This is a genomic window from Pseudomonas sp. NPDC087342, assembly GCF_044744265.1.
Taxonomy (GTDB): domain Bacteria; phylum Pseudomonadota; class Gammaproteobacteria; order Pseudomonadales; family Pseudomonadaceae; genus Aquipseudomonas; species Aquipseudomonas nunensis.
In genome coordinates this window covers 1-25,198 of record NZ_JBIUXZ010000028.1, presented here as the reverse complement: position 1 = coordinate 25,198, position 25,198 = coordinate 1, and the positions used below count along the sequence as shown (strand labels likewise).

Genomic DNA, 25,198 nt, shown 5'->3' with positions numbered 1-25,198 from the left:
TCACAGCGGACGTCGCAACGACATGCCGCGGTCATGTCACCCGGATACGGGTACCGCGTTGGCATTGAACATCAGCCGGGCTGTCGATGGTGATTTGTCCATAATGCTCTTCAACGATGGAATAGACCAGTGCAAGGCCCAGACCGGTGCCTTCGCCAGGATCCTTGGTGGTGAAGAAAGGTTCGAACAATCTATCCATGATGTTCTTCGGAATACCGCTGCCTTCGTCTTCCACGATCAGATCGACCGTGTGTTCGCCGGCTTCGCTTTTGACCCGCACCGCACTGTGTGGCGGCGAGGCGTCGCGGGCGTTTGAAAGCAGATTGATCAAGACCTGGGCGAGCCGCTGGGGATCGCCTTCGACCCAGTGATCGGGGTCGCACAGGTTGTAGAACTGTACTTCGAAATTGCGCCGGTTCAGGGCCAGCAGGCCGATGGCATCCTGGGCCACTTCGGCCAGACAGACGGGCTCGTCGCTGTGCTGGTGACTGCCGGCGTGGGCGAAGCTCATCAATGACTGCACGATGCGCGACACGCGTTTGGTCTGCTCCAGAATCTGCCCGCTGATTTCCGTCAGCTCGGCGTCCTCCTCGCGTTCTTCGCGCAGGTTTTGCGCCAGACAGGCGATGCCGGTGATCGGATTGCCGATTTCATGGGCCACGCCCGCCGCCAGTCGGCCAATGCTCGCCAGTCGTTCGGAGTGCACCAGTTTGTCTTCGAGCATCTGGGTTTCGGTCAGGTCTTCCACCAGCAACACCAGGCCACTGTTGCCCGGCGCCAGCGGTTCGTCGATGGCGGCTTTGTGCAGGTTCAACCAGCGAGTCTGGCCGTCGAGGGCCAGGTGCTGTTTGTGCAAGTGTTCGTCCGGCAGATTAATGAAGCCTTGGAGCAATTCTTTCCACGGATCGCCAATGGTGCTCAGGCGCGAACCGACCACGCGCTGCGCAGCAATCCCGGTCAGTTCTTCCATGGCTTTGTTCCACATCAGGATCTCTTGATCCTTGGCCAGGGAGCAGACGCCCATCGGCAGTTCCTGCAAGGTTTGGCGGTGGTAGCGGCGCAAGGCATCGAGCTCAGCGGCGAGGCCGGTGAGGCGCGAATGGTAGTCCTCGAGACGGCTTTCGATGAAGTGAATGTCCTCGGTCACATAGTTTTCGCCGCCGGCCTTATAAGGCAGGAAGGTTTCGACCATGTCCTGGGCGACGCTCGGCCCCATCAGGCCTGAGAGGTTGGCTTCGATGCGGTCGCGCAAACGGCGCAAGGCGTAAGGCCGGCGCTCGTCGAATGGCAGATAAAGATCACGCAGGGCCTGTTCGACTTCTTTCTGCGCAGCCTTGGCGCCCAAGGGTTTGGCCAGTTGCGTAGCGAATTCCTGGGGTGAAGCGGCGTGCAATTCCCGGCGTTGCGGGCGACGCACGTTGTCCACGGCACAGGCTTCGGCGGCGCTGGCCTCTTCCGGGCTGGCGTTGGTGAACAGCGAGATCAGGGTGAACATCAGCACGTTGGCGGCCAGCGAGGCAATCGCCGCCATGTGCCAACTGGTGTCGTCGAGCACGTAGATCATGTTCAGCAGCGGAATGTAGAAACCCTGCAGATTGCCCACCAGCGGCATCAGCATGGTCACCATCCACACCAGAATCCCTGCCAGCAGACCGGCAATAAAGCCGCGGCGGTTGGCGGTCGGCCAATACAGGACCGACAGAACGCCCGGCAGGAATTGCAACGTGGCGACGAACGCGACGATGCCGAGGTTGGCCAGGTCTTGCTCCGCGCCCAACAGCAGGTAGAAACCGTAACCGGCCATGATGATCGCGACGATCAGCGCCCGGCGGGTCCACTTCAACCAGCGATAGATGTTGCCTTCGGCGGGCGGCTGATACAGCGGCAGCACCAAATGGTTAAGCGCCATCCCGGACAGCGCCAGGGTGGTGACGATGATCAAACCGCTGGCCGCCGACAAACCACCGACGTAAGCCAATAGCGCCAAAGCCTTGCTGTTGGCGGCGATGCCGATGCCGAGGGTGAAGTATTCCGGATTTGTGGTTGCGCCGAGTTTCAGCCCGGCCCACAGAATCAGCGGCACCGCCAGGCTCATCAGCAGCAGGAACAGTGGCAAGCCCCAACTGGCACTGACCAGCGAGCGCGGGTTGAGGTTTTCGGTGAAGGTCATGTGATACATGTGCGGCATCACAATCGCCGAGGCGAAGAACACCAGCAGCAGCGTACGCCACGGACCTTCCTGCAACGGCGTGTGCAAAGCGGCGAGGGCGGTCTGGTTTTGCAGCAGCCACAGTTCCAGCTGTTGCGGGCCGTCGAACACGCCGTACAACGCATACAGGCCAACGCCGCCGATGGCGATCAGCTTGATCACCGATTCAAAGGCAATCGCGAAGACCAGGCCTTCGTGTTTTTCCCGCGTGGCGATGTGGCGCGAGCCGAAGAAGATTGTGAACAGGGTAATCAGTGCGCAGAAGCTCAGGGCTACGCGATGTTGCACCGGTTCGCGGGTCAGGATGCCGATGGAATCGGCCACGGCCTGGATCTGCAACGCCAGCAATGGCAGGACGCCGATCAACATGAAGATCGTGGTCAGCGCGCCGGCCCAGGTGCTGCGGAAGCGGAAGGCGAACAAATCCGCCAGCGACGACAGTTGATAGGTGCGGGTGATTTTCAGGATCGGGTACAGCAGCACCGGCGCCAGCAGGAATGCGCCGGACACGCCTAAATAGCTGGAAAGAAAGCCGTAGCCATACTGATAGGCCAGGCCGACCGTGCCATAAAACGCCCACGCACTGGCGTAGACCCCCAGCGACAGGGTGTAAGTCAGCGGGTGGCGAATGATCGCCCGGGGGATCATGCCCCGTTCACTGATCCAGGCGACGCCGAACAGCACCGCCAGGTACGCGGCGCTGATCAGGATCATCTGGGTCAGGCTAAAGCTCATCGGCATCTTTTTGGCTCTGCAGGATGAAGGTCACGACGATCAGAATCAGCCAGAGCAGATAAGGGCGATACCAGGCGCCAGTAGCGTCGATCCACCAATCCATGATGGCCGGGGAGAACAGGTAAATCCCCACTACCAAAAGCAGGACCAAGCGATAGATGTACATCCCGGCCTCTCTTTTATGCGCGTGCCCGAAAACGTGCGGCGATGGTAACGGATGGCGGCGCGACTGCAAGTGCCATCACTGCAGTTGCGCCTCGGGCAGCGCCAGTGTGCGCGGGATCTGTGCGGCATCCCAGTGGGCGATGCCCCAATTCAGCACTTCCCGTGGCGTGGCGTAAGCCAGTTCGCTGCCGGGATTTTGCCCCAGCGCCCGCAGTGCCCGCAGTAACAGTGGCGTGGCCTGATCGTCGGCCAGCGGTGGCGAACGGTAGGATTTGCCGAGTTTGTTACCGTCCGGCTGGGTGATCAGCGGCACATGCAGGTAACGCGGTTGCGGCAGGCCGAGCAGTTCTTGCAGGTAGAGCTGGCGCGGCGTGGAGTCGAGCAGATCAGCGCCGCGCACGATATCGGTGATGCCTTGCCAGGCGTCATCCAGCACCACGGCCAGTTGATAGGCGTAGAGCCCGTCGCGGCGGCGAATCACGAAATCCCCGACTTCCCGGCCCAGGTGCTGGCGGAATTCGCCTTGCACCCGGTCGATGAAGTGATATTCCAGCTCCGGCACACGCAGGCGAATCGCCGCGTCATCAGTGCCATGTCCGGCATTGCGGCACAGGCCGGGATAAATACCGTGATACGGCTCCAATTGTTTGCGCGAACAGGTGCAAGCGTAGGCCAGGCCATTATTGAACAGGCGATTGAGCACTTCGGCGTAGGCGTCGTGCCGGTCGCTCTGGCGGACCAGTTCGCCATCCCACTCGAACCCGTAGCTTTCCAGCGCCTTGAGAATCGCGGCCTGGGCGCCGGGTTCTTCCCGGGGCGGGTCGAGGTCTTCCATGCGCATCAGCCAGCGACCTCCCATCGAGCGCGCGTCGAGGTACGAGGCCAGGGCGGCGACCAGCGAACCGAAGTGCAAGTGACCGCTGGGCGTGGGGGCGAAGCGGCCGATGTAGGGGGAGGCAGTGATGGCGGTCATAAGAGGCGATATTAGACTGTTCAATCGTTTTGAGTACGGCTTGAAGCCGCCTTCGCGAGCAAGCTTCGCTCCTACAGGAGATTGCGCCAGCCCTTGTAGGAGCGAAGCTTGCTCGCGAAGGCGATTGTGAAGACGCCGCAGCTTTCAGCAAATGCCGGAAACAAAAACGGAGCGTTCGCACGCTCCGTTTTTCGTTCAAGTCGAGATTACTTGCCGACTTGCTTTTCCTTGATTTCCGCCAGGGTCTTGCAGTCAACGCACATATCGGCGGTAGGGCGGGCTTCCAGTCGCTTGACGCCAATCTCGACGCCGCAGGACTCGCACCAGCCATATTCTTCGTCTTCGATCAATTGCAGCGTTTTGTCGATCTTCTTGATCAACTTGCGCTCACGGTCGCGGGCGCGCAATTCAAGGCTGAATTCTTCTTCCTGGCTGGCACGATCTGCCGGGTCAGGGAAGTTGGCCGCTTCGTCTTTCATGTGATCAACCGTGCGGTCGACTTCCTGCATCAAGTCCTGTTTCCACTTATTCAGGATCTTGGTGAAGTGAGCGCGCATGGGCTTGCCCATGTACTCCTCGCCCTTAACTTCTTTGTAGGGTTCGAAGCCGCTGATCGACTGGTTTTGCTGCTTTGCTTGGGTGGGCATGAAATGGACCGCCTCTACTCTTGTAATCCATTGCGCAGGATTGCTCCATCACCGACACCTGCCGGCCCTGCGGCTGCAAGCGGGCGAACTTACCAGATCAAAACGGACCGCGCTACTCCCGGATGTCGCGGTAGTGGCTCACGGTGCTTGCAAATGATTGCAAAGCCTTGTCTGGTGGTGCTGGAGACCTGATCAAATATTGATTTTAGTCAAACCTGAGACACTCGCTCGAGTCGTTTGCAGCCCCGGTTATACGGCTCTGACCGCTTTAGGTTCTCCCTCGTTCCAGCGGATAGGTAGAATCGATTCTTTTCCCCGTTGAAGGAAGGCTAATGGCTCAGCCCTACAGTGCGCGCAGTCGTGCGATCGAACCATTCCATGTCATGGCGCTGCTGGCGCGGGCCAATGAATTGCAAGCCGCCGGCCACGACGTGATCCACTTGGAAATCGGCGAGCCGGACTTCACCACTGCCGAACCGATCATCCAGGCCGGCCAGGCCGCGCTGACCGCGGGCAAGACCCGTTACACCGCGGCTCGCGGCATTCCCGAACTGCGTGAGGCAATTTCGGGTTTCTACGAACAGCGCTACGGGCTGAATATCAATCCGCAGCGGATTCTGGTGACACCGGGTGGTTCCGGCGCCTTGCTGCTGGCCAGCGCCTTGCTGGTCGATCCGGGCAAACACTGGCTGCTGGCGGACCCTGGCTACCCGTGCAACCGGCATTTCCTGCGTTTGGTAGAAGGCGCGGCGCAACTGGTGCCCGTCGGTCCGGACGTGCGTTATCAACTAACCCCGGACCTGGTGGCGCGGCATTGGGATCACGACAGCGTCGGCGCCCTGGTGGCTTCGCCGGCCAACCCGACCGGCACCATCCTGACCCGCGATGAGCTGGCCGGATTATCGGCAGCGATCAAGCAGCGCCACGGCCATCTGGTGGTGGACGAGATCTACCACGGCCTGACTTACGGCACCGACGCGGCCAGTGTGCTGGAAGTCGATGACAGCGCCTTCGTCCTGAATAGTTTTTCAAAGTATTTCGGCATGACCGGTTGGCGCCTCGGTTGGCTGGTAACACCGGAAGCGGCGGTCGGGGAACTGGAAAAACTCGCGCAGAACCTCTACATCAGCGCCCCGAGCATGGCCCAGCACGCCGCGCTGGCCTGTTTCGAACCGGCAACCATCAGCATTCTGGAGGAGCGCCGCGCCGAATTCGGACGTCGTCGCGACTTCCTGTTGCCGGCCTTGCGTGAGCTCGGTTTCGGCATCGCCGTCGAGCCGGAAGGCGCGTTCTATTTGTACGCTGATATCAGCCAGTTCGGCGGCGATGCCTTCGCGTTCTGCCGACACTTCCTCGAAACCGAGCACGTCGCAATCACCCCTGGTCTGGACTTCGGGCGTTATCAGGCCGGACATCACGTACGGTTTGCCTACACCCAAAGCCTGCCGCGCTTGCAGGAAGCGGTTGAACGGATCGCGCGCGGCTTGAAGAGCTGGCAAGGCTGATGCGCTTTCATCCTCCCCTCGAAGAAGGTCGTTTGATTCGTCGCTACAAGCGTTTTCTCGCCGATATCGAAACCGTTAGCGGCGAGTTGCTGACCATTCACTGCCCGAACACCGGCTCGATGCTTAACTGCCAGGTCGAGGGCGGGCAAGTCTGGTTCAGTCGCTCCAACGACCCCAAGCGCAAGTTGCCTGGCACTTGGGAAATCGGCGAAACCCCGCAAGGGCGCTTGTTCTGCGTGAATACCGGTCGAGCCAATGGCTTGATCGAAGAAGCACTGCGCGCAGGTGTGATCACCGAGTTGAACGGCTTTACCGAGCTGAAGCGCGAAGTCGCTTACGGTCAGGAAAGCAGCCGCATCGATTTCCGCCTCGATTACCCGAGCGGGCCGGCGTACGTGGAAGTTAAAAGCGTCACCTTGGGTTATGACGGCACGCCCGTGGCGGCGTTTCCCGATGCGGTGACCCAGCGCGGAGCCAAGCATTTGCGCGAATTGGCGCATTTGGCTCGGGACGGAATCCGAGCAGTGCAGTTGTATTGCGTCAACCTGACTGGCATCGAGGCCGTGCGTCCCGCAGAAGAAATCGATTCGGCCTACGCGGCTGCACTGCGTGAAGCGGTCGCGTGCGGTGTCGAGGTGTTGGCCTATGGCGTGCGCCTGAGCCACGAAGAGATGGTGGTGGATCGGCGCCTGGACGTGTTGCTTAACGGTTAAAGGCTGACCCAGATTCCCTGCGCGTCTTCACGACTGGCAACCGCAGTCAGGGATTGCCCGGCGCACGGCCCGGCCACACATTCGCCGTCTTCGATCAGAAACAGTGCGCCGTGGGTGGCGCACTGGATCAGGCTGTTGCTGGGGTCGAGAAACTGGTTGGGCTTCCATTCAAGGCTTACGCCACGGTGCGGGCAGCGGTTGATATAGACATAAACCTGACCGCCCCGGCGCACGGCGAAGAGCTTCTGGCCGTCGATGTCGAAACCGCGGCTGCTGGCATCGGCCAACTCTGGGCCTGGGCAAAGAAACTTCATGTCTATCCTCAAGTGGCGCGGCGCGTGACGAGATATGTCCGGGCTTGACGTGCAAATGCAAACAATTATCAAATGGCCGCCCGCCCATGGGGCGCGTGCGGTCTGCCGAGGATACTTGGCCTGTCCGCCGGATGCCCGGGAATACCGTTTAAGGAAGCTGTTTATGCGCCTGAGTCCCCGCGTTGTTGCGTTGTGTGTCGGACTGCTCGTCAGCCATCAGGCCGCAGCGGCCGAACTGCCGCAACGTTGGGTCAGCGCCGGTGGCGCGTTGTCCGAGTGGGTGAGTGCGCTGGGTGGCGAATCGAAACTGGTCGGCGTCGATACCACCAGCCAACATCCGGAATCCCTCAAGGCGTTGCCGAGCATCGGTTATCAGCGACAGTTGTCGGCGGAAGGCATCTTGAGCCTGCGCCCGCAGATTCTGGTCGGCACCGAAGAAATGGGTCCGCCGCCGGTTCTTTCGCAGATTCGCACCGCAGGCGTTCAAGTTGAGCTGTTCTCGGCCCAGCCGGATTTGCCGGCGCTGCAACGTAATCTGGAGCATCTGGGCAAGTTGCTCGGCGCTGAGGCGCAGGCATCCCAGGCCTTGCAGGCGTATCAACAGCAACTGGATCAGCAAAAAGCCCGGGTCACCCAGGCCCAACTCAAGCAGAAAGCGCCGGGCGTGCTATTGCTACTCGGTCATATGGGCGGCAAGCCGATGATCGCTGGTAAGGACACTGCCGCCGATTGGTTGCTGCAACAGGCCGGCGGCCACAATCTGGCGACGCACACCGGTTACAAACCGTTTTCCAACGAATCCCTGGCCAGCCTGAACCCTGAAGTGCTGGTGTTCGCCGATCGCGCCCTGACCGGCGACGCGGCCCGTGCAGCGCTGTTCAAAGAGAATCCAATCCTCTCCTCGACTCGTGCCGCCAAAAATGGGCGAGTGATGGAGCTTGATCCGACATTGTTGGTAGGCGGGTTGGGGCCACGATTGCCCGAGGCGCTGAAAAAGCTGTCTGACGGTTTCTATCCTGGCGCGACCGGCCAATGACCACGCTGGTTAAACCTCGCGCACTGTTTATTGGCTTGAGTGTGCTGTGTTTGCTGGCGATCTGGTTGTCGTTGGCTCTAGGCCCGGTGAGCTTGCCGCTGCTCGACACCTTGCGTGCGGCGCTGCGGCTGCTCGGTGTGCCGATTGCTCCCGATGGACTGGAGCAGGCTGAACTGATCCTCGGGCAGATTCGCCTGCCGCGCACCTTGTTGGGCCTGGCGGTTGGGGGTGTATTGGCATTGTCCGGCGTGGCAATGCAGGGTTTGTTTCGTAATCCATTGGCCGATCCGGGACTGGTGGGGGTTTCCAGCGGTGCGGCGTTGGGCGCGGCGATTGCGATTGTCGGCGGTTCGGCGTTCGGCGGTTTGCCCGAAGCCTTCGGGCCTTATCTTTTATCCTTGTGCGCGTTTCTCGGCGGACTCGGGGTGACGGCGCTGGTGTATCGACTGGGCCGACGTAACGGCCAGACCAACGTCGCAACCATGTTGCTGGCGGGGATCGCGTTGACGGCACTGGCCGGTTCGGCCGTAGGCTTGTTCACCTATCTGGCGGACGATGCGACTTTACGCACGCTGACCTTCTGGAACCTGGGCAGCCTCAATGGCGCGAGCTATTCGCGGCTTTGGCCGTTGTTGCTGGTGACGGCCGGCGTGGCGCTGTGGTTGCCGCGTCGGGCCAAGGCGCTGAATGCGTTATTGCTGGGCGAGTCCGAGGCCGGTCACCTGGGCATTGATGTCGAAGGGCTCAAGCGTGAGCTGGTGTTCTGCACTGCGCTGGGGGTTGGCGCAGCGGTCGCAGCGGCGGGCATGATCGGTTTTGTCGGGCTGGTGGTACCGCATCTGGTGCGACTGCTGGCCGGGCCGGATCACAAGGTGTTGTTGCCGGCCTCGGTGCTGGCGGGGGCGAGTCTGTTGTTGTTCGCCGATCTGGTGGCGCGCCTGGCCCTGGCGCCGGCCGAGTTGCCGATCGGCATCGTCACGGCGTTCATTGGTGCGCCGTTCTTCCTGTTTTTGCTGCTCAGGAGGCCTGCCTGATGCTGCGCACGGAAAACCTGGTGATCCGCCGTGGCAGCAAAACCGTGCTGACGGATATCACCCTCGAACTCAAACCGGGCGAAGTCCTCGGCGTGCTGGGACCAAACGGCGCCGGCAAAAGCACCTTGCTCGGCGCGTTGTGCGGTGAACTGCATCCCGATGAAGGACGTGTCTGGCTCGATCAGCAAGAGTTGCGGCATTGCACCGGCGCCCAACGCGCTCAACGGCTGGCCGTGTTACCGCAGGTCTCGACCCTGGACTTCGGCTTTCGTGTCGAGGAAGTGGTCGGCATGGGCCGCTTGCCCTATCAAACGGGCCGGGTGCGCGATGATGAAATTGTCGCCGCCGCATTGGGTGCCGCGGATGCCGGGCACCTGAGCGGTCGCAGTTATCTGGCGCTGTCCGGTGGCGAACGTCAGCGGGTGCATTTGGCGCGGGTATTGGCGCAACTCTGGCCGGGCGAGGCGGGGCAGACCTTACTGTTGGATGAGCCGACCTCGATGCTCGATCCGTTGCATCAGCACACCACGCTGCAAGCGGTGCGTGAATTTGCTGATCGCGGTGCGGCGGTGTTGGTGATCCTGCATGATCTGAATCTGGCGGCGCGTTATTGTGATCGCCTGTTGCTGCTCGAAGGCGGGCGCCCGGTGGCGCTGGATACGCCGCAGCAAGTACTGCGCCCGGAACCGCTCAAAGCGGTATTCGGCCTGGAAGTGCTGGTGCAACCGCACCCGGAGCGTGGGCATCCGCTGATCATCGCCCGCTGAGTCATTCATCGAGGTGAGAACATGCGAGGGATTTTGCTGCTGGCTGCGTTGCTCCTGAGTGCTTGTCAGCATGTTTCAACGCCGCCACCGCTCACCGGCCAGATTCGCGATTTGCGCAGCGGTCAGTCACTCACGGCAACAGAGCTGGTTGCGCGATTGGCCAAGCCTGAGCGGATCATCGTCGGCGAGCAGCACGACAACCGCGATCACCATCAACTGCAATTGTGGTTGCTCCAGGAGTTGGGTCAGCGGCGAGCGCAAGGCAGCCTGTTGCTGGAAATGCTCACGCCGGATCAACAACCGCGCGTCGATGACGTGCGCCGCGCCGCCTCGCTGCCAACTGATCTGCCCGGTGCATTGGCCTGGCAGTCCGGTTGGGACTGGGATTTGTATGGGCCGATTGTGCGTTTTGCCTTGGGTCAGCCTTATCCGCTGCTGTCGGCCAATCTGGATAACACCGAAGTGCGTGCTTTCTACGCCCAGTCACCAACAGTGAGCGGTTCGCGCTCCAATGCTCCGTCGGTCAAAAAAGAGCTGCTGGAGCAAATTAGCGGTTCCCATTGCGGCCTGCTGCCCCAATCGCAAATGCCGGCCATGCTGGCGGTGCAACAACAACGTGATCGGCGCATGGCGCAGCGGCTGATTGCGGCGCCGACGCCGTCAATGCTGTTGGCCGGTGCCTACCATGCGCGCAAAGATGTCGGTGTGCCGCTGCATGTGCTGGATCTGGGCGAACCCGAAGCACCCATCGTGTTGATGCTGGCGGAGCAGGGCAGTCAGGTCACGCCGGCCATGGCCGATTACGTTTGGTACACGCCTGCCACGCCAGCGCAGGATTACTGTGCAGAGATGCGTAAGCAGATGGGCAAGTAGGCTCAGGCGACTTTTTCACAGGCAAAAAAAGACCCGACAAGAGTCGGGTCAAATAACCGTGATTAGCCTGATGAGGAGATAATCTGAGAGTCCGAACCAAGGGCTTTTCAGAATATCGACCAGTCTCGCGACCAGTTGTGATAATCATAGCGATTCTCATTACCAAGTCAACCGCTGTTTTCTGATTAATTTCAAATTCGTCTACAAGCCCCGTATTTACTGGGCTTCAGCCTGAAGGCTTGGCTGCGCTCAGTTGGGTGATCTGCTTGTTGAGCAGCCCGATGCGCCGCGCCATGCTCTCGATCAGGCTGTGAGCGATCTTTGGATTGTTTTGCGTCAGGCTTAAAAACTGATCCTTGGGAATCAGTATCACCGTACTCGGTTCGCTGGTGACGACGCTGGCATTGCGCTTCTCGCCAGTGAACACCGCCATGGCGCCGAAAATCTCATCCTTGGGCACATCGCCGACTTTATATCCGTCGACAAATGCTTCGGCGTGGCCTTCGATGATGACGAACACATGGTCCGCCTCATCGCCTTGTTGAATCAGCACTTCGCCCCTGGCCACGCGCTGGAAGCCGTGGGTACTGCGAAACTCGGGTGGTTTCAGGCGCGCGATGGCGTCGGACAACAGGGAGGACTGGCCAGCGAGATATTGCAGGAACAACTCCGAACGCTGTGGATCGGCATAAATATGCTGGAACACTTCGGTGCGCAGGAAAGGAATCAGGGACAACGGGCCGTCGCTGCGCAAGCGGCAAGAGGGCAGTTCAGCGTCCTGGCGCAGTCCGACCAAATCACCTTCATGCAGATAGAACAGCGCGCGCTCATCGACCCAGCCATGCAGCAAGCCGCTGTCGAGCAAGAACAACTGATCGCCGGGCAATGCCTTCGCGAGGTCGTCAACGGCGGGCAGCTCCAGGGCCGGGCCGCAGGGTGATAACCCCTCCAGCAACCGGGCAGGCATATTTTGCAGGCGGTTGATCAGTGCGTCGGCGTAAGCCGGTTGTTCCCCGAGCAGGTACATGGCGATGGCGCCTGTTCAATTCTTGTGACGTGAAGAGATGGCTTCCAGTTGTTTGTTCAAGGCTTCCTTGCGTTCGGCGGGGATGTCGTTCCAGTGCACATCCATCAGCGCGCCTTCGATCGCATACAGCAACACCTTGGACGCCCGAAACCCGCGCGTGCGCACGGCCCGATAAGCGTCCACCGCCCCCAAGCGACGCAAGTCCGAGGCACTGTGGATGCCCACGGCATGCAGCCACTGTGCAGACGTCTTGCCAAGATTCTTCAGGTGTTGCAGTTCATCATTCATCAAGCCTCCTTGCGACGGCCGAACGGTGCGTGGGCGAGCCTTTGAGGAGTGTAGCCATCAGTAGGAAAAGCGTGATTGTTTGGTCGGTTTCGGCGCAAAAGCTTCTAAGAAGCGAGGCTTGAGGTCTGCGAGTGCAGTAAGGAGGGCGGTGCAATCTATGTGGGAGCGAGCCTGCTCGCGAAAGCGGTATGACATTCAAGCCTTATATTGACTGACACACCGTTTTCGCGAGCAGGCTCGCTCCCACAAGGGATTGCGTTGTGTCAGGGGGATGCTGCGGGGATTAGCGAGTGCGATAACGCAGGCGCGTACCGAAATTCATCGACATCAGAATCTCGTCGGCACTCAGCTCTGGCGGGAAGTAGGCGCCGGAGATTTGCGCGTGGGCCAGGCTCGCGCCTTCCAGGGATGCATTGCGAAAGTCGATGCCGCGCAAGTCGGCGGAACGAAAATACGCGTCGGTAAAATCAACGCCATCGGCGTTCAGCTCGCGCAGGTCGAGGCCACGGAAGTCGCCACCGACCATATCGATCGGGCCGTCCGCAGGACGTTCCTTGTTGAAACCTGTGATGTCGTCTTTGTGCAGCAAGGCATAAAGCGGGGTGTCGAGAAGTTTCGGCTGGCTCATGTCACATCACCTGTTGGTTTTATGACGCCAGTATAGTGCCACTATTTGACAGCCGTGAAGCCGGCGAGGGCTCCACGGCTGAAATAGTTTCTTACAGGCCTGGCATGCGCTGGCGAATCTGCGCCACGACGGTGTCGAGAGTTCCGCTTTCATTGGTCTGCACGCGCTTGCTGCACAGAATCTCGGCGGGCGTCAGCGCTTCACGGCTGGCTTGCTGGGCGGCGATAACGGCCAGGTTGGCGTCGGACGGATCGGTTTTCTCTGCCTGACGCAGGGCCAGCCAGCCCTCGATTACGGCTTGCGGCGCGTTGCAATCCAGGATCAGGAACGGTGCGCCAGTGGCTTCGGCAATTTTTGCCGCGCCGTCACGCTGGTCGCGCTTGAGGTAGGTGGCATCGATCACCACCGGGAAACCGGCCCGCAGGATCACGCCGGCGATTTCATGCAGGCGGGTGTAGGTCGCGGCACTGGCGTCAGCACTGTAGATGCCGGCCTGTGGATCGTTCGGCACGGTTTGCTCGCCAAACAGACGCTTGCGTTCAACATCCGAGCGCAGGCGGATCGCACCGAGCGCTTCCACCAGGCGCATGGCCACGCGGCTTTTGCCGACAGCGGAAACGCCGTGGGTAATCGACAGGAAGCGCGAAGGGATGGTGCTGTAGCTTTCGGCCAGGTTCGCATAGTTGCGATATTGGCGCAGCGTGGTGGCGCGCTGCACCGGATCGGCCTCGGCCGGCATGCTGAACAGGGCAACCTTGGCGCGAACCAGGGCGCGGTAGGCTTTATAGAAGTTCAGCACTTCAAGGCCCTGATAATCGCCGGTCAGCTCCAGGTACTGGCTGATGAAACGACGGGCCATGCTTTTCAGGCCGCGGTCCTCCAGGTCCATCGCCAGGAAACCGGTGTCGGCGTAGACGTCGGTGAAGCGGAACGGTTCGTTGAATTCGATGCAGTCGAAGATCACGACCTTGCCGTCGATCACGGTGGCGTTGCCGAGGTGAATGTCACCGTGGCATTCGCGGGTGAAACCGTCTGCCTTGCGTTGGGCAAACAACGGCTTGAGGCGTTCGAAGCTGCTTTCGGCCCAGGCTTGCAAGGCTTCCAGTTGCAGCAGATCGGCCTTGTCGCTGAGGAACGGGCGGATCTGTTCAAAGTTCTGGCGTACCGGCGCCATGACGCTGTCCGGGGTGCCGGCGTCGTGTTCAGCCGGTACTTTCGGTGCAGTGAGGTGGAATTGCGCGATTTGCTCGGCCATTTCGTCGATGTGCGCGGTGGTCAATTCACCGTTGGCTTGCAGCGTGCTGAGCAACTGGCTTTGCGGGAACTGACGCATCTTCAGCGCGAATTCGATGGCCGGGCCATCGCCGCCAAATTGCGGGGCTTCGGCACTGCCGGTAATCGGCAACACTTCAAGATACAAATCATTGGTCAGGCGCTGGTTCAAACGCAGCTCTTCAGCGCAGAAATGTTCGCGATCTTCGAGACTGGTGAAGTCGAGGAAGCCGAAATTCATCGGCTTCTTCACTTTATAAGCAAAGGGACCCGTGAGGATGACCCAAGAGATATGGGTCTCGATGACCTGGAACCCGTCAACGGGATGCGGGTAGAGGGCCGGGTTTTGCAGGGCGGCGATCAGGGACTGGCTCACAGGCGATCCTTCAGAGTCGGGGAAAATTCAAGGTCGCCATTATGGCCGCAAGTCCGCCTGACGCAAACCTCGGCGGGCTCCTGTTGAGTATGAATAAAGTGCGTATAATCCGCCGCCATGACTCGAACTCGATCCCCCCGCAGCAAAAAAAAACCACCATCCAAGGGCCTTAGCCCGTGGTTGAGCTGGGCCATTAAACTCAGCCTGGTCGGCCTCGTCGTGCTCGCCGGGTTCGCGGTTTACCTGGACGCCATCGTCCAGGAAAAATTCTCCGGCAAGCGCTGGACCATCCCGGCCAAGGTGTACGCGCGTCCGCTGGAGCTGTTCACCGGCCAGAAGCTGAGCAAGGAAGACTTCCTCACCGAACTCGACGCCTTGGGATACCGACGCGAAGCCGTGAGCAACGGCCCCGGCGCTGCGGCGGTCAACGGCAATACCGTTGACCTGAATACCCGTGGCTTCCAGTTCTATGAAGGCCTGGAAAAAGCCCAGCCTGTGCGCGTGCGGTTCTCCGGCGACTACGTGGCCGAACTTTCGGCGACCAACGGTTCGAAGCTGTCCGTGGTGCGCCTGGAGCCGCTGATGATCGGCGGCATTTACCCGAAAAACCTTGAAGACCGGATCCTGATCAAAATCGATCAGGTCCCGCCGTATCTGCTGGAAACCCTGGTCGCTGTGGAAGACCGGGATTTCTATCACCACTGGGGCGTGTCGCCGAAGTCGATTGCCCGGGCCGTTTACGTCAACACCTCGGGCGGCAAGATGACCCAGGGTGGCAGTACGCTGACGCAACAATTGGTCAAGAACTTCTACCTGACCAGCGAACGCAGCCTGACCCGCAAACTCACCGAAGCCATGATGGCGATGCTGCTCGAGCTGCATTACGACAAGCGCGAGATTCTTGAGGCTTACCTCAATGAAGTGTTTGTCGGTCAGGACGGTCAACGCGCGGTGCACGGTTTCGGTCTTGCCAGCCAGTTCTTCTTCGGCCAGCCGTTGTCCGAACTGAAACTGCATCAGGTCGCGTTGCTGGTGGGCATGGTCAAGGGCCCGTCCTATTACAACCCGCGTCGCAACCCGGAGCGTGCGCTGGAGCGACGCAATCTGGTGCTCGACGTACTTGAGCAACAAGGCGTTGCCACAGCCGAACAGGTTGCGGCGGCCAAGGCCATGCCGCTGGGCGTGACCACGCGCGGCAAGCTGGCCGACAGCTCGTTCCCGGGCTTTATCGACCTGGTCAAACGCCAGTTGCGTGAAGACTATCGCGACGAAGACTTGACCGAAGAAGGCCTGCGGATTTTCACCAGTTTCGATCCGATCCTGCAGATGAAAGCCGAAGCCTCGGTCAATGACACCTTTAAACGACTGGCCGGGCGCAAAGGTTCTGATGACGTTGAAGCGGCGATGGTCGTGACCAACCCGGAAACCGGTGAAGTCCAGGCCATGATCGGCAGCCGTCAGGCAAGTTTTGCCGGTTTCAACCGCGCGCTGGATGCGGTGCGACCGATCGGTTCGTTGATCAAGCCGGCGGTGTACCTGACCGCGCTTGAGAAACCCAGCCAGTACAGCTTGACCAGTTGGCTGTCCGACGATGCCTTCTCGGTGAAGGGCGCGGACGGTCAGGTCTGGAAGCCGCAGAACTACGATCGCCGCTCCCACGGCACGGTGTTCCTGTATCAAGGGCTGGCGCATTCCTACAACCTGTCGACCGCGCGTCTCGGGCTGGAACTGGGCGTGCCGAATGTCCTCAAAACCTTGGCACGACTGGGTGTGACTCGTGAATTCCCGGCGTTCCCGTCGATGCTGCTGGGCGCAGGTGGCTTGACGCCGATGGAAGTCGCGACCATGTACCAGACTCTGGCCAACGGCGGCTTCAACACGCCGATGCGCGGGATCCGCAGCGTACTGACCGCCGAGGGCGAGCCGCTCAAGCGTTATCCGTTCCAGATCCAGCAGCGGTTTGATCCGGCGTCGATCTTCCTGATCCAGAGCGCCATGCAGCGGGTGATGCGTGAAGGCACCGGCAGTTCGGTTTATAACGTGCTGCCCAAGACCCTGACGCTGGCGGGCAAGACCGGTACCAGTAACGATTCCCGCGACAGCTGGTTCGCCGGTTTCAGCCAGGATCTGCTGGCGGTGGTCTGGCTGGGGCGCGACGATAACGGCAAGACGCCGTTCACCGGTGCCACCGGTGCGTTGCAGGTCTGGACCAGTTTCATGCGCAAGGCCGATCCGCTGCCGCTGGACATGCCGCAGCCGGATAACATCGTTCAGGCGTGGGTAGATTCGCGCACCGGGCAAGGCTCTGATGCCAACTGCCCAGGTGCGGTGCAGATGCCGTATATTCGCGGCAGCGAACCGCCTCCCGGCGCCGCTTGCGGTGGGGAAACCCCTGCTTCCGGCGAAACCGTGATGGATTGGGTCAAGGGCTGGATGAATTAAGCAAAGAGGGTTTCAAGTGAACAAGTGGTTGATTCCAGCGGTTACCGCCGTGGCTTTGCTCAGCGGTTGCTCCAGCGTACAGCGCGGTTCGATCCCGGTTGTGGATTCCGGCAGCGCAGTGTCGAACAGTGAGCGGATTTCGGCGAATGGCGGTTTCCGTCAGACCACCGTGAAACGTCCTGCACAAGCCCAGACCCAGGCGATCCCGCAAGGCGATACCGGTGTGGTGGTGATGGTTCCTGGGGGCGGCGCGGTTTCCTCGGCACCGATCAGCACGTCGCCGATCACGCCGGGCCCGATTACCCCAGGTCCGATCGATACGTCGCCGGTTCAGTCCGCGCCGGTCAATCAGGGCAGCTACAGCATGCCATCGACGCCGAGTGGAATTCCGTCGGCCAGTACCGGTGGCGGTTTGTCTGCTGATGAACAGCTCGATGGCCCAGTGTTGGCGCTGCTGACCACTGCTCAACAGCAACAGGCCACTGGCGACCTCAACGGCGCGTCCTCCAGCCTGGAGCGTGCCCAGCGTGTGGCCCCGCGTGAGCCGCAAGTGCTTTATCGCCTGGCGCAAGTACGCATGGCCCAAGGCGATGCGCCGCAAGCCGAGCAGTTCGCTCGTCGTGGTCTGACGTTTGCCAATGGCCGCCCGGATCTTCAAGCCAGCCTGTGGGAATTGATCGCTCAGGCGCGTGAGAAACAGGGCGATTCCGCGGGTGCTTCGCAGGCACGTCAGAAGGCCAAGGTTTCGCTGTGATGGATGCACGTTTCCCAAAGATTGCCGAGCAGTTGCTGCTGATCGAGCGTGAGCTGCGGATTCAGGGCTGGTGGGACGAAGTCGCGCCGAGTGCCGAAGCGTTGTCGAGTGTCGAGCCGTTTTCGGTCGACACTCTGGACTTCGAGCAATGGCTGCAATGGATCTTCCTGCCGCGCATGAAGGCGATCCTCGAGCAGGATCTGCCGTTGCCCAATGCGTCGGGCATTCAGGAGATGGCCGAAATGGTCTTCGCCGCCCGCAACGTTCAGGGTAAAGATCGGCAGCTACAGGTTCTGCTCAAAGAGTTTGACCTGCTGATCACCGCCTCTCGCTAACGCCGATCCCTTGTAGGAGCGAAGCTTGCTCGCGAAGGCGGCGTAACATTCAGCACATTTTTTGAATGTTATGCCGCCTTCGCGAGCAAGCTTCGCTCCTGTAGAGGGTGTTATTGGCAGTTATCTGCAATCTGTTTCTGTGCCTCGGTAATGCGCTCCTGACGTGTCTGGTCGTTCAGGCGGCGCATTTCCCCGTCAATTTCTTCCCGTAGTCGCGGATTGTTCTGCAGTTGAGCAAGGTTCGTCCGCGCCTGCTCGCAGAACACCTTGAGCTGGGCTTGCTGCTCGGCCACCTGCTTTTTCACCGTCTTATCGATGGCCTGCTGATCGCCGAGTACATTGCTGCGCTCAGGTGCGGGCGGTTTGCCGGTGGGCGCGGCGGGCGTGACCACCGTGGTGGATTGCTGGCCTTGGGGCGGCTGGGCATCGAAATGGGTCACGCCTTGGGCATCCACCCACTTATAGATCTGAGCGGCCATGCACAAAGGGCTCAGGCTGATCAGCAGACCGGCGGTGAAGAAGAACGTACGCATGCCATTTCCTTGTCATAAGTTGCGCAATTGAAGCTAACACACGCGCGGTTTACGGGTTTTTTCTTGCGTTCTCATGTGCTTACTCACAATAAAGCACATAGACGACTTGACTTGGAGGGGACGAAACAGAAGAATCCAAAGTCCGCTGTAGAGGGACTGCCAGAAGCAGGCCCACTCGGCAGATCATGAGGCGCATACCCGCGCCGACCTGTAACACCCGCAACGCGTTACCTCGCGCTGGGTGGGAAAGCCCCGCAACACTTGGGACGATCCCAATACTTGCTCAGTCAGTGCTGACGTAGTCGGCGACCACCGTCGCTCATGCTCTGCCGAGAAGTAAACCTATTAAGACCCGTCCTCTTGTGAGTGGACGGTATTCTGGCGTTTTAGAGGTGAACAACGTGGAGCTTTTATCTGGCGGTGAGATGCTCGTCCGCTTTTTGCGTGACGAAGGCGTCAAATATATTTACGGGTACCCGGGTGGTGCTCTTCTTCATGTCTACGATGCCCTGTTCAAAGAACCGGAAGTGACCCACATCCTGGTTCGTCACGAACAAGCGGCTACCCATATGGCTGACGGCTATGCCCGTGCCACCGGTAAAGCCGGCGTGGTACTGGTGACTTCCGGTCCTGGCGCAACAAACGCCATCACCGGTATCGCCACCGCTTATATGGACTCCATTCCAATGGTGGTCATTTCCGGCCAGGTGCCTAGCACCATGGTAGGTACCGACGCGTTCCAGGAAACCGACATGATCGGTATCTCCCGGCCGATCGTGAAGCACAGCTTCATGATCAAGCACGCCTCGGAAATCCCGGAAGTCATGAAGAAAGCGTTCTACCTGGCGCAATCCGGTCGTCCTGGTCCGGTCGTTGTCGATATTCCGAAAGACATGACCAACCCGGCCGAGAAGTTCGAATACGTCTTCCCGAAAAAAGCCAAGCTGCGTTCCTACAGCCCGGCCGTTCGCGGTCACTCCGGGCAAATCCGCAAGGCAGCAGAAATGCTCCTGGCGGCCAAGCGTCCTGTGATGTACGCAGGTGGCGGCGTGATCCTCGGTGGTGGCTCCGCGCCGCTGACCGAATTGGCGAAGATGCTCAACCTGCCAGTGACCAATACCCTGATGGGCCTGGGTGCCTACCCTGGCACCGACCGCCAGTTCATCGGCATGCTCGGCATGCACGGCAGCTACACCGCCAACCTGGCGATGCACCATGCCGACGTGATCCTGGCAGTCGGTGCGCGTTTCGATGACCGTGTGATCAATGGCCCGGCGAAGTTCTGCCCGAATGCCAAGATCATTCACATCGACATCGACCCGGCTTCGATCTCCAAGACCATCAAGGCTGACGTGCCTATCGTCGGTCCGGTCGAAAGTGTCCTGACCGAAATGGTCGCGATCCTCAAGGAAATCGGCGAGACCCCGAACAAGGAGTCCGTGGCCAGTTGGTGGAAGCAGGTTGATGAGTGGCGCGGTGATCGCGGCCTGTTCCCTTACGACAAGGGCGACGGCAGCGTCATCAAGCCGCAGACCGTGGTCGAAACCTTGTGCGAAGTGACCAAGGGCGATGCCTATGTGGCGTCCGACGTGGGCCAGCACCAGATGTTCGCGGCGCAGTACTACAAGTTCAACAAGCCGAACCGCTGGATCAACTCCGGCGGTCTGGGCACCATGGGCTTCGGTTTTCCGGCGGCCATGGGCATCAAGTTGAGCTTCCCGGATGCCGACGTCGTCTGCGTGACGGGCGAGGGCAGTATCCAGATGAACATCCAGGAACTGTCCACCTGTCTGCAATATGGCTTGCCGGTCAAAATCGTCATCCTGAACAACGGTGTTCTGGGTATGGTTCGCCAGTGGCAAGACATGAGTTACGGCAGCCGTCACTCGCACTCCTACATGGAATCGTTGCCTGACTTCGTCAAGCTGGCCGAGGCCTATGGCCACGTCGGCGTACGCATCACCGAATCGAAAGATTTGAAGTCGAAGATGGAAGAAGCGTTCGCCATGAAGGATCGCCTGGTGATCATCGATGTTTCGGTCGACACCAGTGAGCACGTCTACCCGATGCAGATCAAAGACGGCTCCATGCGCGATATGTGGCTGAGCAAGACGGAGCGTACTTAATCATGCGGCACATTATTTCCTTGCTTCTGGAAAACGAACCTGGCGCTCTGTCTCGCGTAGTCGGCCTGTTCTCGCAGCGCAACTACAACATCGAAAGCCTGACCGTGGCACCGACCGAAGACCCGACCCTGTCGCGCCTGACGTTGACCACTGTCGGCCATGATGAAGTGATCGAGCAGATCACCAAGAACCTGAACAAGCTGATCGAAGTGGTCAAATTGGTCGACCTGTCGGAGAGTGCTCACATCGAGCGCGAACTGATGCTGGTCAAGGTCAAGGCCACTGGCGCCCAGCGCGCCGAGATCAAGCGCACTACCGATATTTACCGTGGGCAGATCGTCGATGTCAGCGCCAGCGTGTATACCGTTCAACTGACCGGTACCAGCGACAAGCTCGACAGCTTCATTCAGTCCATCGGCACCGCCTCGATTCTGGAAACCGTCCGTAGCGGCGTAACCGGCATTGCTCGCGGCGACAAAGTACTCAGCATCTAAACCAAATTAGCGAATGGCCTGAACGGCCTGGATATATAGGGGAATTTCATGAAAGTTTATTACGAAAAAGACTGCGACCTGTCGATCATCCAGGGCAAGAAAGTTGCCATCATCGGTTACGGTTCCCAGGGCCACGCTCAAGCGTGCAACCTGAAAGACTCCGGCGTTGACGTTACTGTTGGTCTGCGTAAAGGTTCGGCCACTGTTGCCAAAGCCGAAGCTCACGGCCTGAAAGTGACTGACGTTGCTTCCGCTGTTGCTGCTGCCGACCTGGTCATGATCCTGACCCCGGACGAGTTCCAGTCTGCTTTGTACAAGAACGAAATCGAGCCGAACATCAAGAAAGGCGCCACCCTGGCCTTCTCCCACGGCTTCGCGATCCACTACAACCAGGTTGTTCCGCGCGCTGACCTCGACGTGATCATGATCGCGCCGAAAGCACCGGGCCACACCGTGCGTTCCGAGTTCGTCAAAGGCGGCGGTATCCCTGACCTGATCGCTATCTACCAGGATGCTTCGGGTAACGCCAAAAACGTTGCACTGTCCTATGCAGCTGGCGTTGGTGGCGGTCGTACCGGCATCATCGAAACCACCTTCAAGGACGAGACCGAAACCGACCTGTTCGGCGAACAAGCCGTTCTGTGCGGCGGTACCGTTGAACTGGTTAAAGCCGGTTTCGAAACCCTGGTTGAAGCTGGCTACGCGCCGGAAATGGCCTACTTCGAATGCCTGCACGAACTGAAACTGATCGTTGACCTCATGTACGAAGGCGGTATCGCCAACATGAACTACTCGATCTCCAACAACGCTGAGTACGGCGAGTACGTGACAGGTCCGGAAGTGATCAACGCCGAATCCCGTCAGGCTATGCGCAACGCCCTGAAACGTATTCAGGACGGCGAATACGCCAAGATGTTCATCAGCGAAGGCGCAACCGGCTATCCTTCGATGACCGCCAAGCGTCGTAACAACGCCGCTCACGGTATCGAAATCATCGGCGAGCAACTGCGCTCCATGATGCCGTGGATCGGTGCCAACAAGATCGTCGACAAAGCCAAAAACTAAGTCGCACGCTTGTACGGAAAACGCGGCCTAGGCCGCGTTTTTTCGTTTGGATCGCCGGTTCTGGTATAAAGCTGCATCGTTTGCGGCCGAACCGTCGTCCCAGACACCTGTCGAAACTTTCCACCCTGTTGCAAGGTAATGTCCATGAGCGAACGTCCCGAAGAGCCAAACCAGGCTCCTGACGCCGAAAGTCTGCTGCCCATCGATGAACACATCGAGGAAGGGCATGACGCTGAAGGTCGTAAAGTCCGGCATCGTGGTATCTATCTTCTGCCGAATCTTTTTACCACTGCGAATCTGTTCGCAGGGTTCTACTCCATCATCAATTCGATGAGCGCACAGGCCGCCTTGAGCGCCGGTGACTCGGTCAATGCGAGCAAATATTTTGCATTCGCCGCCATCGCGATTTTCGTCGCCATGGTGCTCGACGGCCTGGATGGCCGGGTTGCACGCATGACAAATACCCAAAGCGCATTCGGTGCCGAGTACGACTCGCTGTCGGACATGGTTGCCTTTGGTGTTGCGCCGGCGCTGTTGGCCTTCGGCTGGGCCCTGGGTGATATGGGCAAGGTCGGCTGGATGGTTGCCTTCATTTATGTGGCTGGCGCGGCGTTGCGCCTGGCGCGGTTCAACACCCAGGTTGGCACCGCAGACAAGCGCTACTTCATTGGCTTGGCCAGCCCGGCTGCCGCTGGTGTGGTGGCGGGGATTGTCTGGGCATTCAGTGATTACGGCATCCAGGGTTCCAAGATGTCGTTCCTGGTGGCGTTGATGGTGGCGGCTGCCGGCATGCTGATGGTCAGTAACATCAAGTACAACAGCTTCAAGGAGCTGGACTTGAAGGGGCGGGTGCCTTTCGTGGCGATCCTGGCCGTAGTGCTGGTGTTTGCCGTGGTCTTCAGTGATCCGCCGCGCATTCTGCTGCTGGTATTCCTCGGGTATGCAGCCTCTGGCCCGGTTCAATATCTGCTACGTCTTCGTCGGCACAAAAACGCCGAGTGATGTAATTTCCCTCATACTCCGCAGTCTATTGGTGCATCTGTCCTCCAATGCTGCGGAGTAGCCATGCTGATCAAAGTCCCCAAAGCGTCCGACTGCCTAGAGTCGGACGTCACGCCTGAATCCTTCTATCTATCTCGTCGTAAAGTGCTCGGTGCTGCCGTGGCCGGTTTGGCCGTGAGTGGTCTTCCTCGTTGGGCGAATGCCGACGATGCTGCGCGTTATGCCGATGTCGAGCCTGGCAAGGCGCCTTCCTGGTTTGCCGAAAAGCTGCCTTCTACCAAGTGGGGGGCGGTCAACGTCAAGGATGAGGCGATCACTCCGTTCAAGGACGCGACCCACTACAACAACTTCTACGAGTTCGGCACGGATAAAGGTGATCCGGCGGCCAATGCCGGTGTGCTGAAGACCGAACCGTGGAGCGTGGTCGTGGACGGGGAGGTGGGCAAGCCGGGAAGGTATGCGCTGGAAGATTTCATGAAGCCTTATCAGTTGGAGGAGCGGATTTACCGTCTTCGCTGTGTGGAGGCGTGGTCGATGGTCATTCCCTGGATCGGTTTCCCTATCTCGGCGCTACTCAAGGAAGTCGAGCCGACCTCCAAAGCCAAATACATTCGCTTCGAGACGCTGGAGGACCCTAAGGTCATGCCCGGACAGCGCTCCGGTTTTGCTTTGATCGACTGGCCTTATGTGGAAGGGCTGCGCCTGGATGAGGCGATGAATCCGTTGGCGATTCTTGCGGTGGGCATGTATGGCCGGGAATTGCCTAATCAGAATGGCGCGCCACTGCGTTTGGTGGTGCCGTGGAAGTACGGCTTCAAGAGCGTCAAATCAATCGTGCGGATCAGTCTGGTCAGTGAGCAGCCGAAGACGACCTGGCAGAGCATTGCGGCGGACGAGTATGGGTTCTATGCGAACGTGAACCCTACGGTCGATCACCCGCGGTGGACCCAGGCGCGGGAGCGGCGTTTGCCGAGTGGTCTGTTCAAGCCCAATGTGCGGGACACGCAGATGTTCAATGGTTACTCGGATGAAGTCGCCTCTCTCTATACAGGGCTCGATTTGCGGAAGAACTACTGATGCGTTTTCCGTTTTGGCGAATAGGCGTCTTTATAGCTGCAGCGATATGGCCGTTGATTTGGTTGTATCAGGCTTGGGCGGATGTGCTGGGGCCTGATCCGGGCAAAGTGCTGGTTGATCGGCTGGGGTTGGGGACGCTTGTCCTTCTGCTTATTACATTGAGCATGACGCCCCTGCAGAAGTTGACCGGTTGGGCGGGGTGGGTGGCGGTTAGGCGGCAGCTAGGGCTGTGGTGCTTTGCCTATGTAGTCCTGCATATGAGTGGGTATACGGCGTTCATTCTTGGTTTTGACTGGTCGCAGCTGGGCGTCGAGTTGCGCAAGCGGCCTTACATTATTGTCGGGACGCTGGGGTTTCTCTGTTTGCTGGCGCTGGCCGTGACATCCAATCGTTACAGTCAGCGACGTTTGGGGGCTCGCTGGAAGAAGCTGCATCGACTGGTTTATGTGATTCTCGGTCTCGGGTTGCTGCATATGTTGTGGATCGTTCGTGCGGATCTGAAGGAGTGGGCTGTCTATGCTTCTATAGGTGCGTTGCTGATAGTGCTGCGTCTGCCCCCTGTAGCCCGTCGAATCCCGCGTTTAATGGCCAAAAAGTCACCTTCTGCAAGAAAGGCGTAATTAAGGGTTGACGGCAGATTCTGGAAGTCTATAATTCGCCCCACTTCCGGCGCAGTCGAAACGGAAAACTCCTTGGTAAACAGAGAGTTACGTAGGTTTCGGCAGTGAGTTGCTTCAGTTCATCGAAGCGCGAAAGGAGTTGAAAAAGAGGTGTTGACAGCAGCGAGTAACGCTGTAGAATTCGCCTC

At 59.5% G+C, this 25,198-nt stretch carries 25 protein-coding genes; 15 read left to right on the top strand and 10 right to left on the bottom strand.

Features of this window, described 5'->3' with window-relative positions:
* Nucleotides 1-31: 31 nt before the first annotated feature.
* The 4 genes from ACIOYV_RS29595 to dksA form a co-directional block, all read right to left on the bottom strand.
* A complete protein-coding gene (locus ACIOYV_RS29595; protein WP_401329528.1) occupies nt 32-2,950 on the bottom strand; it encodes a sensor histidine kinase in 2,919 nt (972 codons plus the stop codon).
* Entirely contained in the window at nt 2,934-3,110 is a 177-nt protein-coding gene (locus ACIOYV_RS29590; protein WP_003176118.1) for a hypothetical protein, read from the bottom strand. Before ACIOYV_RS29590 ends, ACIOYV_RS29595 begins: the two co-directional genes overlap by 17 nt.
* A 75-nt stretch (nt 3,111-3,185) precedes the next feature.
* A complete protein-coding gene (gluQRS, locus tag ACIOYV_RS29585; protein ID WP_401329525.1) occupies nt 3,186-4,082 on the bottom strand; it encodes a tRNA glutamyl-Q(34) synthetase GluQRS in 897 nt (298 codons plus the stop codon).
* Between the two features lie 206 nt (nt 4,083-4,288).
* Nucleotides 4,289-4,729, bottom strand: coding sequence for an RNA polymerase-binding protein DksA (gene dksA / locus ACIOYV_RS29580; protein WP_007902025.1), 441 nt, complete (start codon nt 4,727-4,729; stop codon nt 4,289-4,291).
* Between the two features lie 332 nt (nt 4,730-5,061).
* Between dksA and ACIOYV_RS29575 the strand changes: the two genes are divergently transcribed.
* Nucleotides 5,062-6,234, top strand: coding sequence for a pyridoxal phosphate-dependent aminotransferase (locus tag ACIOYV_RS29575; protein ID WP_401329521.1), 1,173 nt, complete (start codon nt 5,062-5,064; stop codon nt 6,232-6,234).
* A complete protein-coding gene (sfsA, locus tag ACIOYV_RS29570) occupies nt 6,234-6,947 on the top strand; it encodes a DNA/RNA nuclease SfsA (RefSeq protein ID WP_054051273.1) in 714 nt (237 codons plus the stop codon). Before ACIOYV_RS29575 ends, sfsA begins: the two co-directional genes overlap by 1 nt.
* Here sfsA and ACIOYV_RS29565 read toward each other — a convergent pair.
* Nucleotides 6,944-7,261 (bottom strand): Rieske (2Fe-2S) protein, encoded by a 318-nt coding sequence (locus ACIOYV_RS29565; protein WP_401329517.1) that lies wholly within the window; start codon nt 7,259-7,261, stop codon nt 6,944-6,946. The genes sfsA and ACIOYV_RS29565 overlap by 4 nt on opposite strands.
* Before the next feature lie 163 nt (nt 7,262-7,424).
* Here ACIOYV_RS29565 and ACIOYV_RS29560 point away from each other — a divergent pair, with 163 nt between their 5' ends.
* Genes ACIOYV_RS29560 through ACIOYV_RS29545 form a run of 4 tightly spaced genes read left to right on the top strand, consistent with a single transcriptional unit; the run spans nt 7,425 to nt 10,971 of the window.
* Nucleotides 7,425-8,297, top strand: coding sequence for a hemin ABC transporter substrate-binding protein (locus ACIOYV_RS29560; RefSeq protein WP_265040932.1), 873 nt, complete (start codon nt 7,425-7,427; stop codon nt 8,295-8,297).
* A 50-nt stretch (nt 8,298-8,347) separates the two neighbouring features.
* Nucleotides 8,348-9,331 carry a FecCD family ABC transporter permease gene (locus tag ACIOYV_RS29555; RefSeq protein WP_401329616.1) on the top strand — a complete coding sequence of 328 codons (984 nt, stop codon included), beginning with the start codon at nt 8,348-8,350 and terminating at the stop codon, nt 9,329-9,331.
* Nucleotides 9,331-10,098: a heme ABC transporter ATP-binding protein gene (locus tag ACIOYV_RS29550; RefSeq protein ID WP_290024212.1), complete on the top strand. Its 768-nt coding sequence runs from the start codon at nt 9,331-9,333 to the stop codon at nt 10,096-10,098. Before ACIOYV_RS29555 ends, ACIOYV_RS29550 begins: the two co-directional genes overlap by 1 nt.
* A gap of 21 nt (nt 10,099-10,119) precedes the next feature.
* The gene (locus ACIOYV_RS29545; RefSeq protein ID WP_401329512.1) at nt 10,120-10,971 is read left to right on the top strand and encodes a ChaN family lipoprotein; all 852 of its coding nucleotides are present in this window, start codon (nt 10,120-10,122) and stop codon (nt 10,969-10,971) included.
* Between the two features lie 226 nt (nt 10,972-11,197).
* Here the strand turns inward: ACIOYV_RS29545 and ACIOYV_RS29540 are convergent, their stop codons facing one another.
* From ACIOYV_RS29540 to ACIOYV_RS29525, 4 genes are all read right to left on the bottom strand, one after another.
* On the bottom strand, nt 11,198-11,998 hold the full coding sequence (locus tag ACIOYV_RS29540) for a Crp/Fnr family transcriptional regulator (RefSeq protein ID WP_401329509.1): 801 nt from the start codon (nt 11,996-11,998) through the stop codon (nt 11,198-11,200).
* A gap of 15 nt (nt 11,999-12,013) precedes the next feature.
* On the bottom strand, nt 12,014-12,286 hold the full coding sequence (locus ACIOYV_RS29535) for a TfoX/Sxy family protein (RefSeq protein ID WP_007971093.1): 273 nt from the start codon (nt 12,284-12,286) through the stop codon (nt 12,014-12,016).
* Between the two features lie 283 nt (nt 12,287-12,569).
* Nucleotides 12,570-12,914, bottom strand: coding sequence for a pentapeptide repeat-containing protein (locus ACIOYV_RS29530; RefSeq protein ID WP_054055335.1), 345 nt, complete (start codon nt 12,912-12,914; stop codon nt 12,570-12,572).
* A 91-nt stretch (nt 12,915-13,005) separates the two neighbouring features.
* On the bottom strand, nt 13,006-14,562 hold the full coding sequence (locus ACIOYV_RS29525; protein ID WP_265040928.1) for a bifunctional aminoglycoside phosphotransferase/ATP-binding protein: 1,557 nt from the start codon (nt 14,560-14,562) through the stop codon (nt 13,006-13,008).
* Nucleotides 14,563-14,679: 117 nt separating this feature from the next.
* Between ACIOYV_RS29525 and mrcB the strand changes: the two genes are divergently transcribed.
* From mrcB to ACIOYV_RS29510, 3 genes are read left to right on the top strand one after another with little or no spacing between them, the layout of a single operon-like run.
* A complete protein-coding gene (gene mrcB, locus ACIOYV_RS29520) occupies nt 14,680-17,004 on the top strand; it encodes a penicillin-binding protein 1B (protein WP_054055331.1) in 2,325 nt (774 codons plus the stop codon).
* Between the two features lie 16 nt (nt 17,005-17,020).
* Nucleotides 17,021-17,758, top strand: coding sequence for a tetratricopeptide repeat protein (locus ACIOYV_RS29515; protein WP_054055329.1), 738 nt, complete (start codon nt 17,021-17,023; stop codon nt 17,756-17,758).
* The gene (locus ACIOYV_RS29510) at nt 17,758-18,093 is read left to right on the top strand and encodes a YqcC family protein (protein WP_054055327.1); all 336 of its coding nucleotides are present in this window, start codon (nt 17,758-17,760) and stop codon (nt 18,091-18,093) included. Before ACIOYV_RS29515 ends, ACIOYV_RS29510 begins: the two co-directional genes overlap by 1 nt.
* Nucleotides 18,094-18,203: 110 nt before the next feature.
* Here the strand turns inward: ACIOYV_RS29510 and ACIOYV_RS29505 are convergent, their stop codons facing one another.
* A complete protein-coding gene (locus tag ACIOYV_RS29505; RefSeq protein ID WP_401329503.1) occupies nt 18,204-18,626 on the bottom strand; it encodes a DUF4124 domain-containing protein in 423 nt (140 codons plus the stop codon).
* A 401-nt stretch (nt 18,627-19,027) separates the two neighbouring features.
* Here ACIOYV_RS29505 and ACIOYV_RS29500 point away from each other — a divergent pair, with 401 nt between their 5' ends.
* The 6 genes from ACIOYV_RS29500 to msrQ all read left to right on the top strand — a co-directional run bounded on the left by ACIOYV_RS29500 (nt 19,028) and on the right by msrQ (nt 25,010).
* Complete coding sequence (locus ACIOYV_RS29500; RefSeq protein ID WP_163911843.1) at nt 19,028-20,752, top strand: acetolactate synthase 3 large subunit; 1,725 nt, start codon at nt 19,028-19,030, stop codon at nt 20,750-20,752.
* Nucleotides 20,753-20,754: 2 nt separating this feature from the next.
* The gene (gene ilvN, locus ACIOYV_RS29495) at nt 20,755-21,246 is read left to right on the top strand and encodes an acetolactate synthase small subunit (protein ID WP_003176102.1); all 492 of its coding nucleotides are present in this window, start codon (nt 20,755-20,757) and stop codon (nt 21,244-21,246) included.
* Nucleotides 21,247-21,294: 48 nt separating this feature from the next.
* A complete protein-coding gene (gene ilvC, locus ACIOYV_RS29490) occupies nt 21,295-22,311 on the top strand; it encodes a ketol-acid reductoisomerase (protein ID WP_007948647.1) in 1,017 nt (338 codons plus the stop codon).
* A 144-nt stretch (nt 22,312-22,455) separates the two neighbouring features.
* Nucleotides 22,456-23,313: a CDP-diacylglycerol--serine O-phosphatidyltransferase gene (gene pssA / locus ACIOYV_RS29485; RefSeq protein WP_054055323.1), complete on the top strand. Its 858-nt coding sequence runs from the start codon at nt 22,456-22,458 to the stop codon at nt 23,311-23,313.
* Between the two features lie 63 nt (nt 23,314-23,376).
* A complete protein-coding gene (gene msrP, locus ACIOYV_RS29480; protein WP_401329498.1) occupies nt 23,377-24,390 on the top strand; it encodes a protein-methionine-sulfoxide reductase catalytic subunit MsrP in 1,014 nt (337 codons plus the stop codon).
* Nucleotides 24,390-25,010 carry a protein-methionine-sulfoxide reductase heme-binding subunit MsrQ gene (msrQ, locus tag ACIOYV_RS29475; RefSeq protein ID WP_401329495.1) on the top strand — a complete coding sequence of 207 codons (621 nt, stop codon included), beginning with the start codon at nt 24,390-24,392 and terminating at the stop codon, nt 25,008-25,010. Before msrP ends, msrQ begins: the two co-directional genes overlap by 1 nt.
* Nucleotides 25,011-25,198: the final 188 nt, after the last annotated feature.

What these genes read in the sequence shown, in the direction of transcription:
- ACIOYV_RS29550 (WP_290024212.1), top strand. Translation starts at nt 9,331, where the DNA reads ATGCTGCGCACGGAAAACCTGGTGATCCGCCGTGGCAGCAAAACCGTG.
- ACIOYV_RS29545 (WP_401329512.1), top strand. Translation starts at nt 10,120, where the DNA reads ATGCGAGGGATTTTGCTGCTGGCTGCGTTGCTCCTGAGTGCTTGTCAG.
- msrQ (WP_401329495.1), top strand. Translation starts at nt 24,390, where the DNA reads ATGCGTTTTCCGTTTTGGCGAATAGGCGTCTTTATAGCTGCAGCGATA.
- dksA (WP_007902025.1), bottom strand. Translation starts at nt 4,729, where the DNA reads ATGCCCACCCAAGCAAAGCAGCAAAACCAGTCGATCAGCGGCTTCGAA.
- sfsA (WP_054051273.1), top strand. Translation starts at nt 6,234, where the DNA reads ATGCGCTTTCATCCTCCCCTCGAAGAAGGTCGTTTGATTCGTCGCTAC.
- ACIOYV_RS29540 (WP_401329509.1), bottom strand. Translation starts at nt 11,998, where the DNA reads ATGTACCTGCTCGGGGAACAACCGGCTTACGCCGACGCACTGATCAAC.
- ACIOYV_RS29510 (WP_054055327.1), top strand. Translation starts at nt 17,758, where the DNA reads ATGGATGCACGTTTCCCAAAGATTGCCGAGCAGTTGCTGCTGATCGAG.
- ACIOYV_RS29595 (WP_401329528.1), bottom strand. Translation starts at nt 2,950, where the DNA reads ATGCCGATGAGCTTTAGCCTGACCCAGATGATCCTGATCAGCGCCGCG.
- ACIOYV_RS29530 (WP_054055335.1), bottom strand. Translation starts at nt 12,914, where the DNA reads ATGAGCCAGCCGAAACTTCTCGACACCCCGCTTTATGCCTTGCTGCAC.
- ilvN (WP_003176102.1), top strand. Translation starts at nt 20,755, where the DNA reads ATGCGGCACATTATTTCCTTGCTTCTGGAAAACGAACCTGGCGCTCTG.
- gluQRS (WP_401329525.1), bottom strand. Translation starts at nt 4,082, where the DNA reads ATGACCGCCATCACTGCCTCCCCCTACATCGGCCGCTTCGCCCCCACG.
- pssA (WP_054055323.1), top strand. Translation starts at nt 22,456, where the DNA reads ATGAGCGAACGTCCCGAAGAGCCAAACCAGGCTCCTGACGCCGAAAGT.
- ACIOYV_RS29575 (WP_401329521.1), top strand. Translation starts at nt 5,062, where the DNA reads ATGGCTCAGCCCTACAGTGCGCGCAGTCGTGCGATCGAACCATTCCAT.
- ACIOYV_RS29590 (WP_003176118.1), bottom strand. Translation starts at nt 3,110, where the DNA reads ATGTACATCTATCGCTTGGTCCTGCTTTTGGTAGTGGGGATTTACCTG.
- ACIOYV_RS29565 (WP_401329517.1), bottom strand. Translation starts at nt 7,261, where the DNA reads ATGAAGTTTCTTTGCCCAGGCCCAGAGTTGGCCGATGCCAGCAGCCGC.
- ACIOYV_RS29505 (WP_401329503.1), bottom strand. Translation starts at nt 18,626, where the DNA reads ATGCGTACGTTCTTCTTCACCGCCGGTCTGCTGATCAGCCTGAGCCCT.
- ACIOYV_RS29560 (WP_265040932.1), top strand. Translation starts at nt 7,425, where the DNA reads ATGCGCCTGAGTCCCCGCGTTGTTGCGTTGTGTGTCGGACTGCTCGTC.
- ilvC (WP_007948647.1), top strand. Translation starts at nt 21,295, where the DNA reads ATGAAAGTTTATTACGAAAAAGACTGCGACCTGTCGATCATCCAGGGC.
- msrP (WP_401329498.1), top strand. Translation starts at nt 23,377, where the DNA reads ATGCTGATCAAAGTCCCCAAAGCGTCCGACTGCCTAGAGTCGGACGTC.
- ACIOYV_RS29535 (WP_007971093.1), bottom strand. Translation starts at nt 12,286, where the DNA reads ATGAATGATGAACTGCAACACCTGAAGAATCTTGGCAAGACGTCTGCA.
- mrcB (WP_054055331.1), top strand. Translation starts at nt 14,680, where the DNA reads ATGACTCGAACTCGATCCCCCCGCAGCAAAAAAAAACCACCATCCAAG.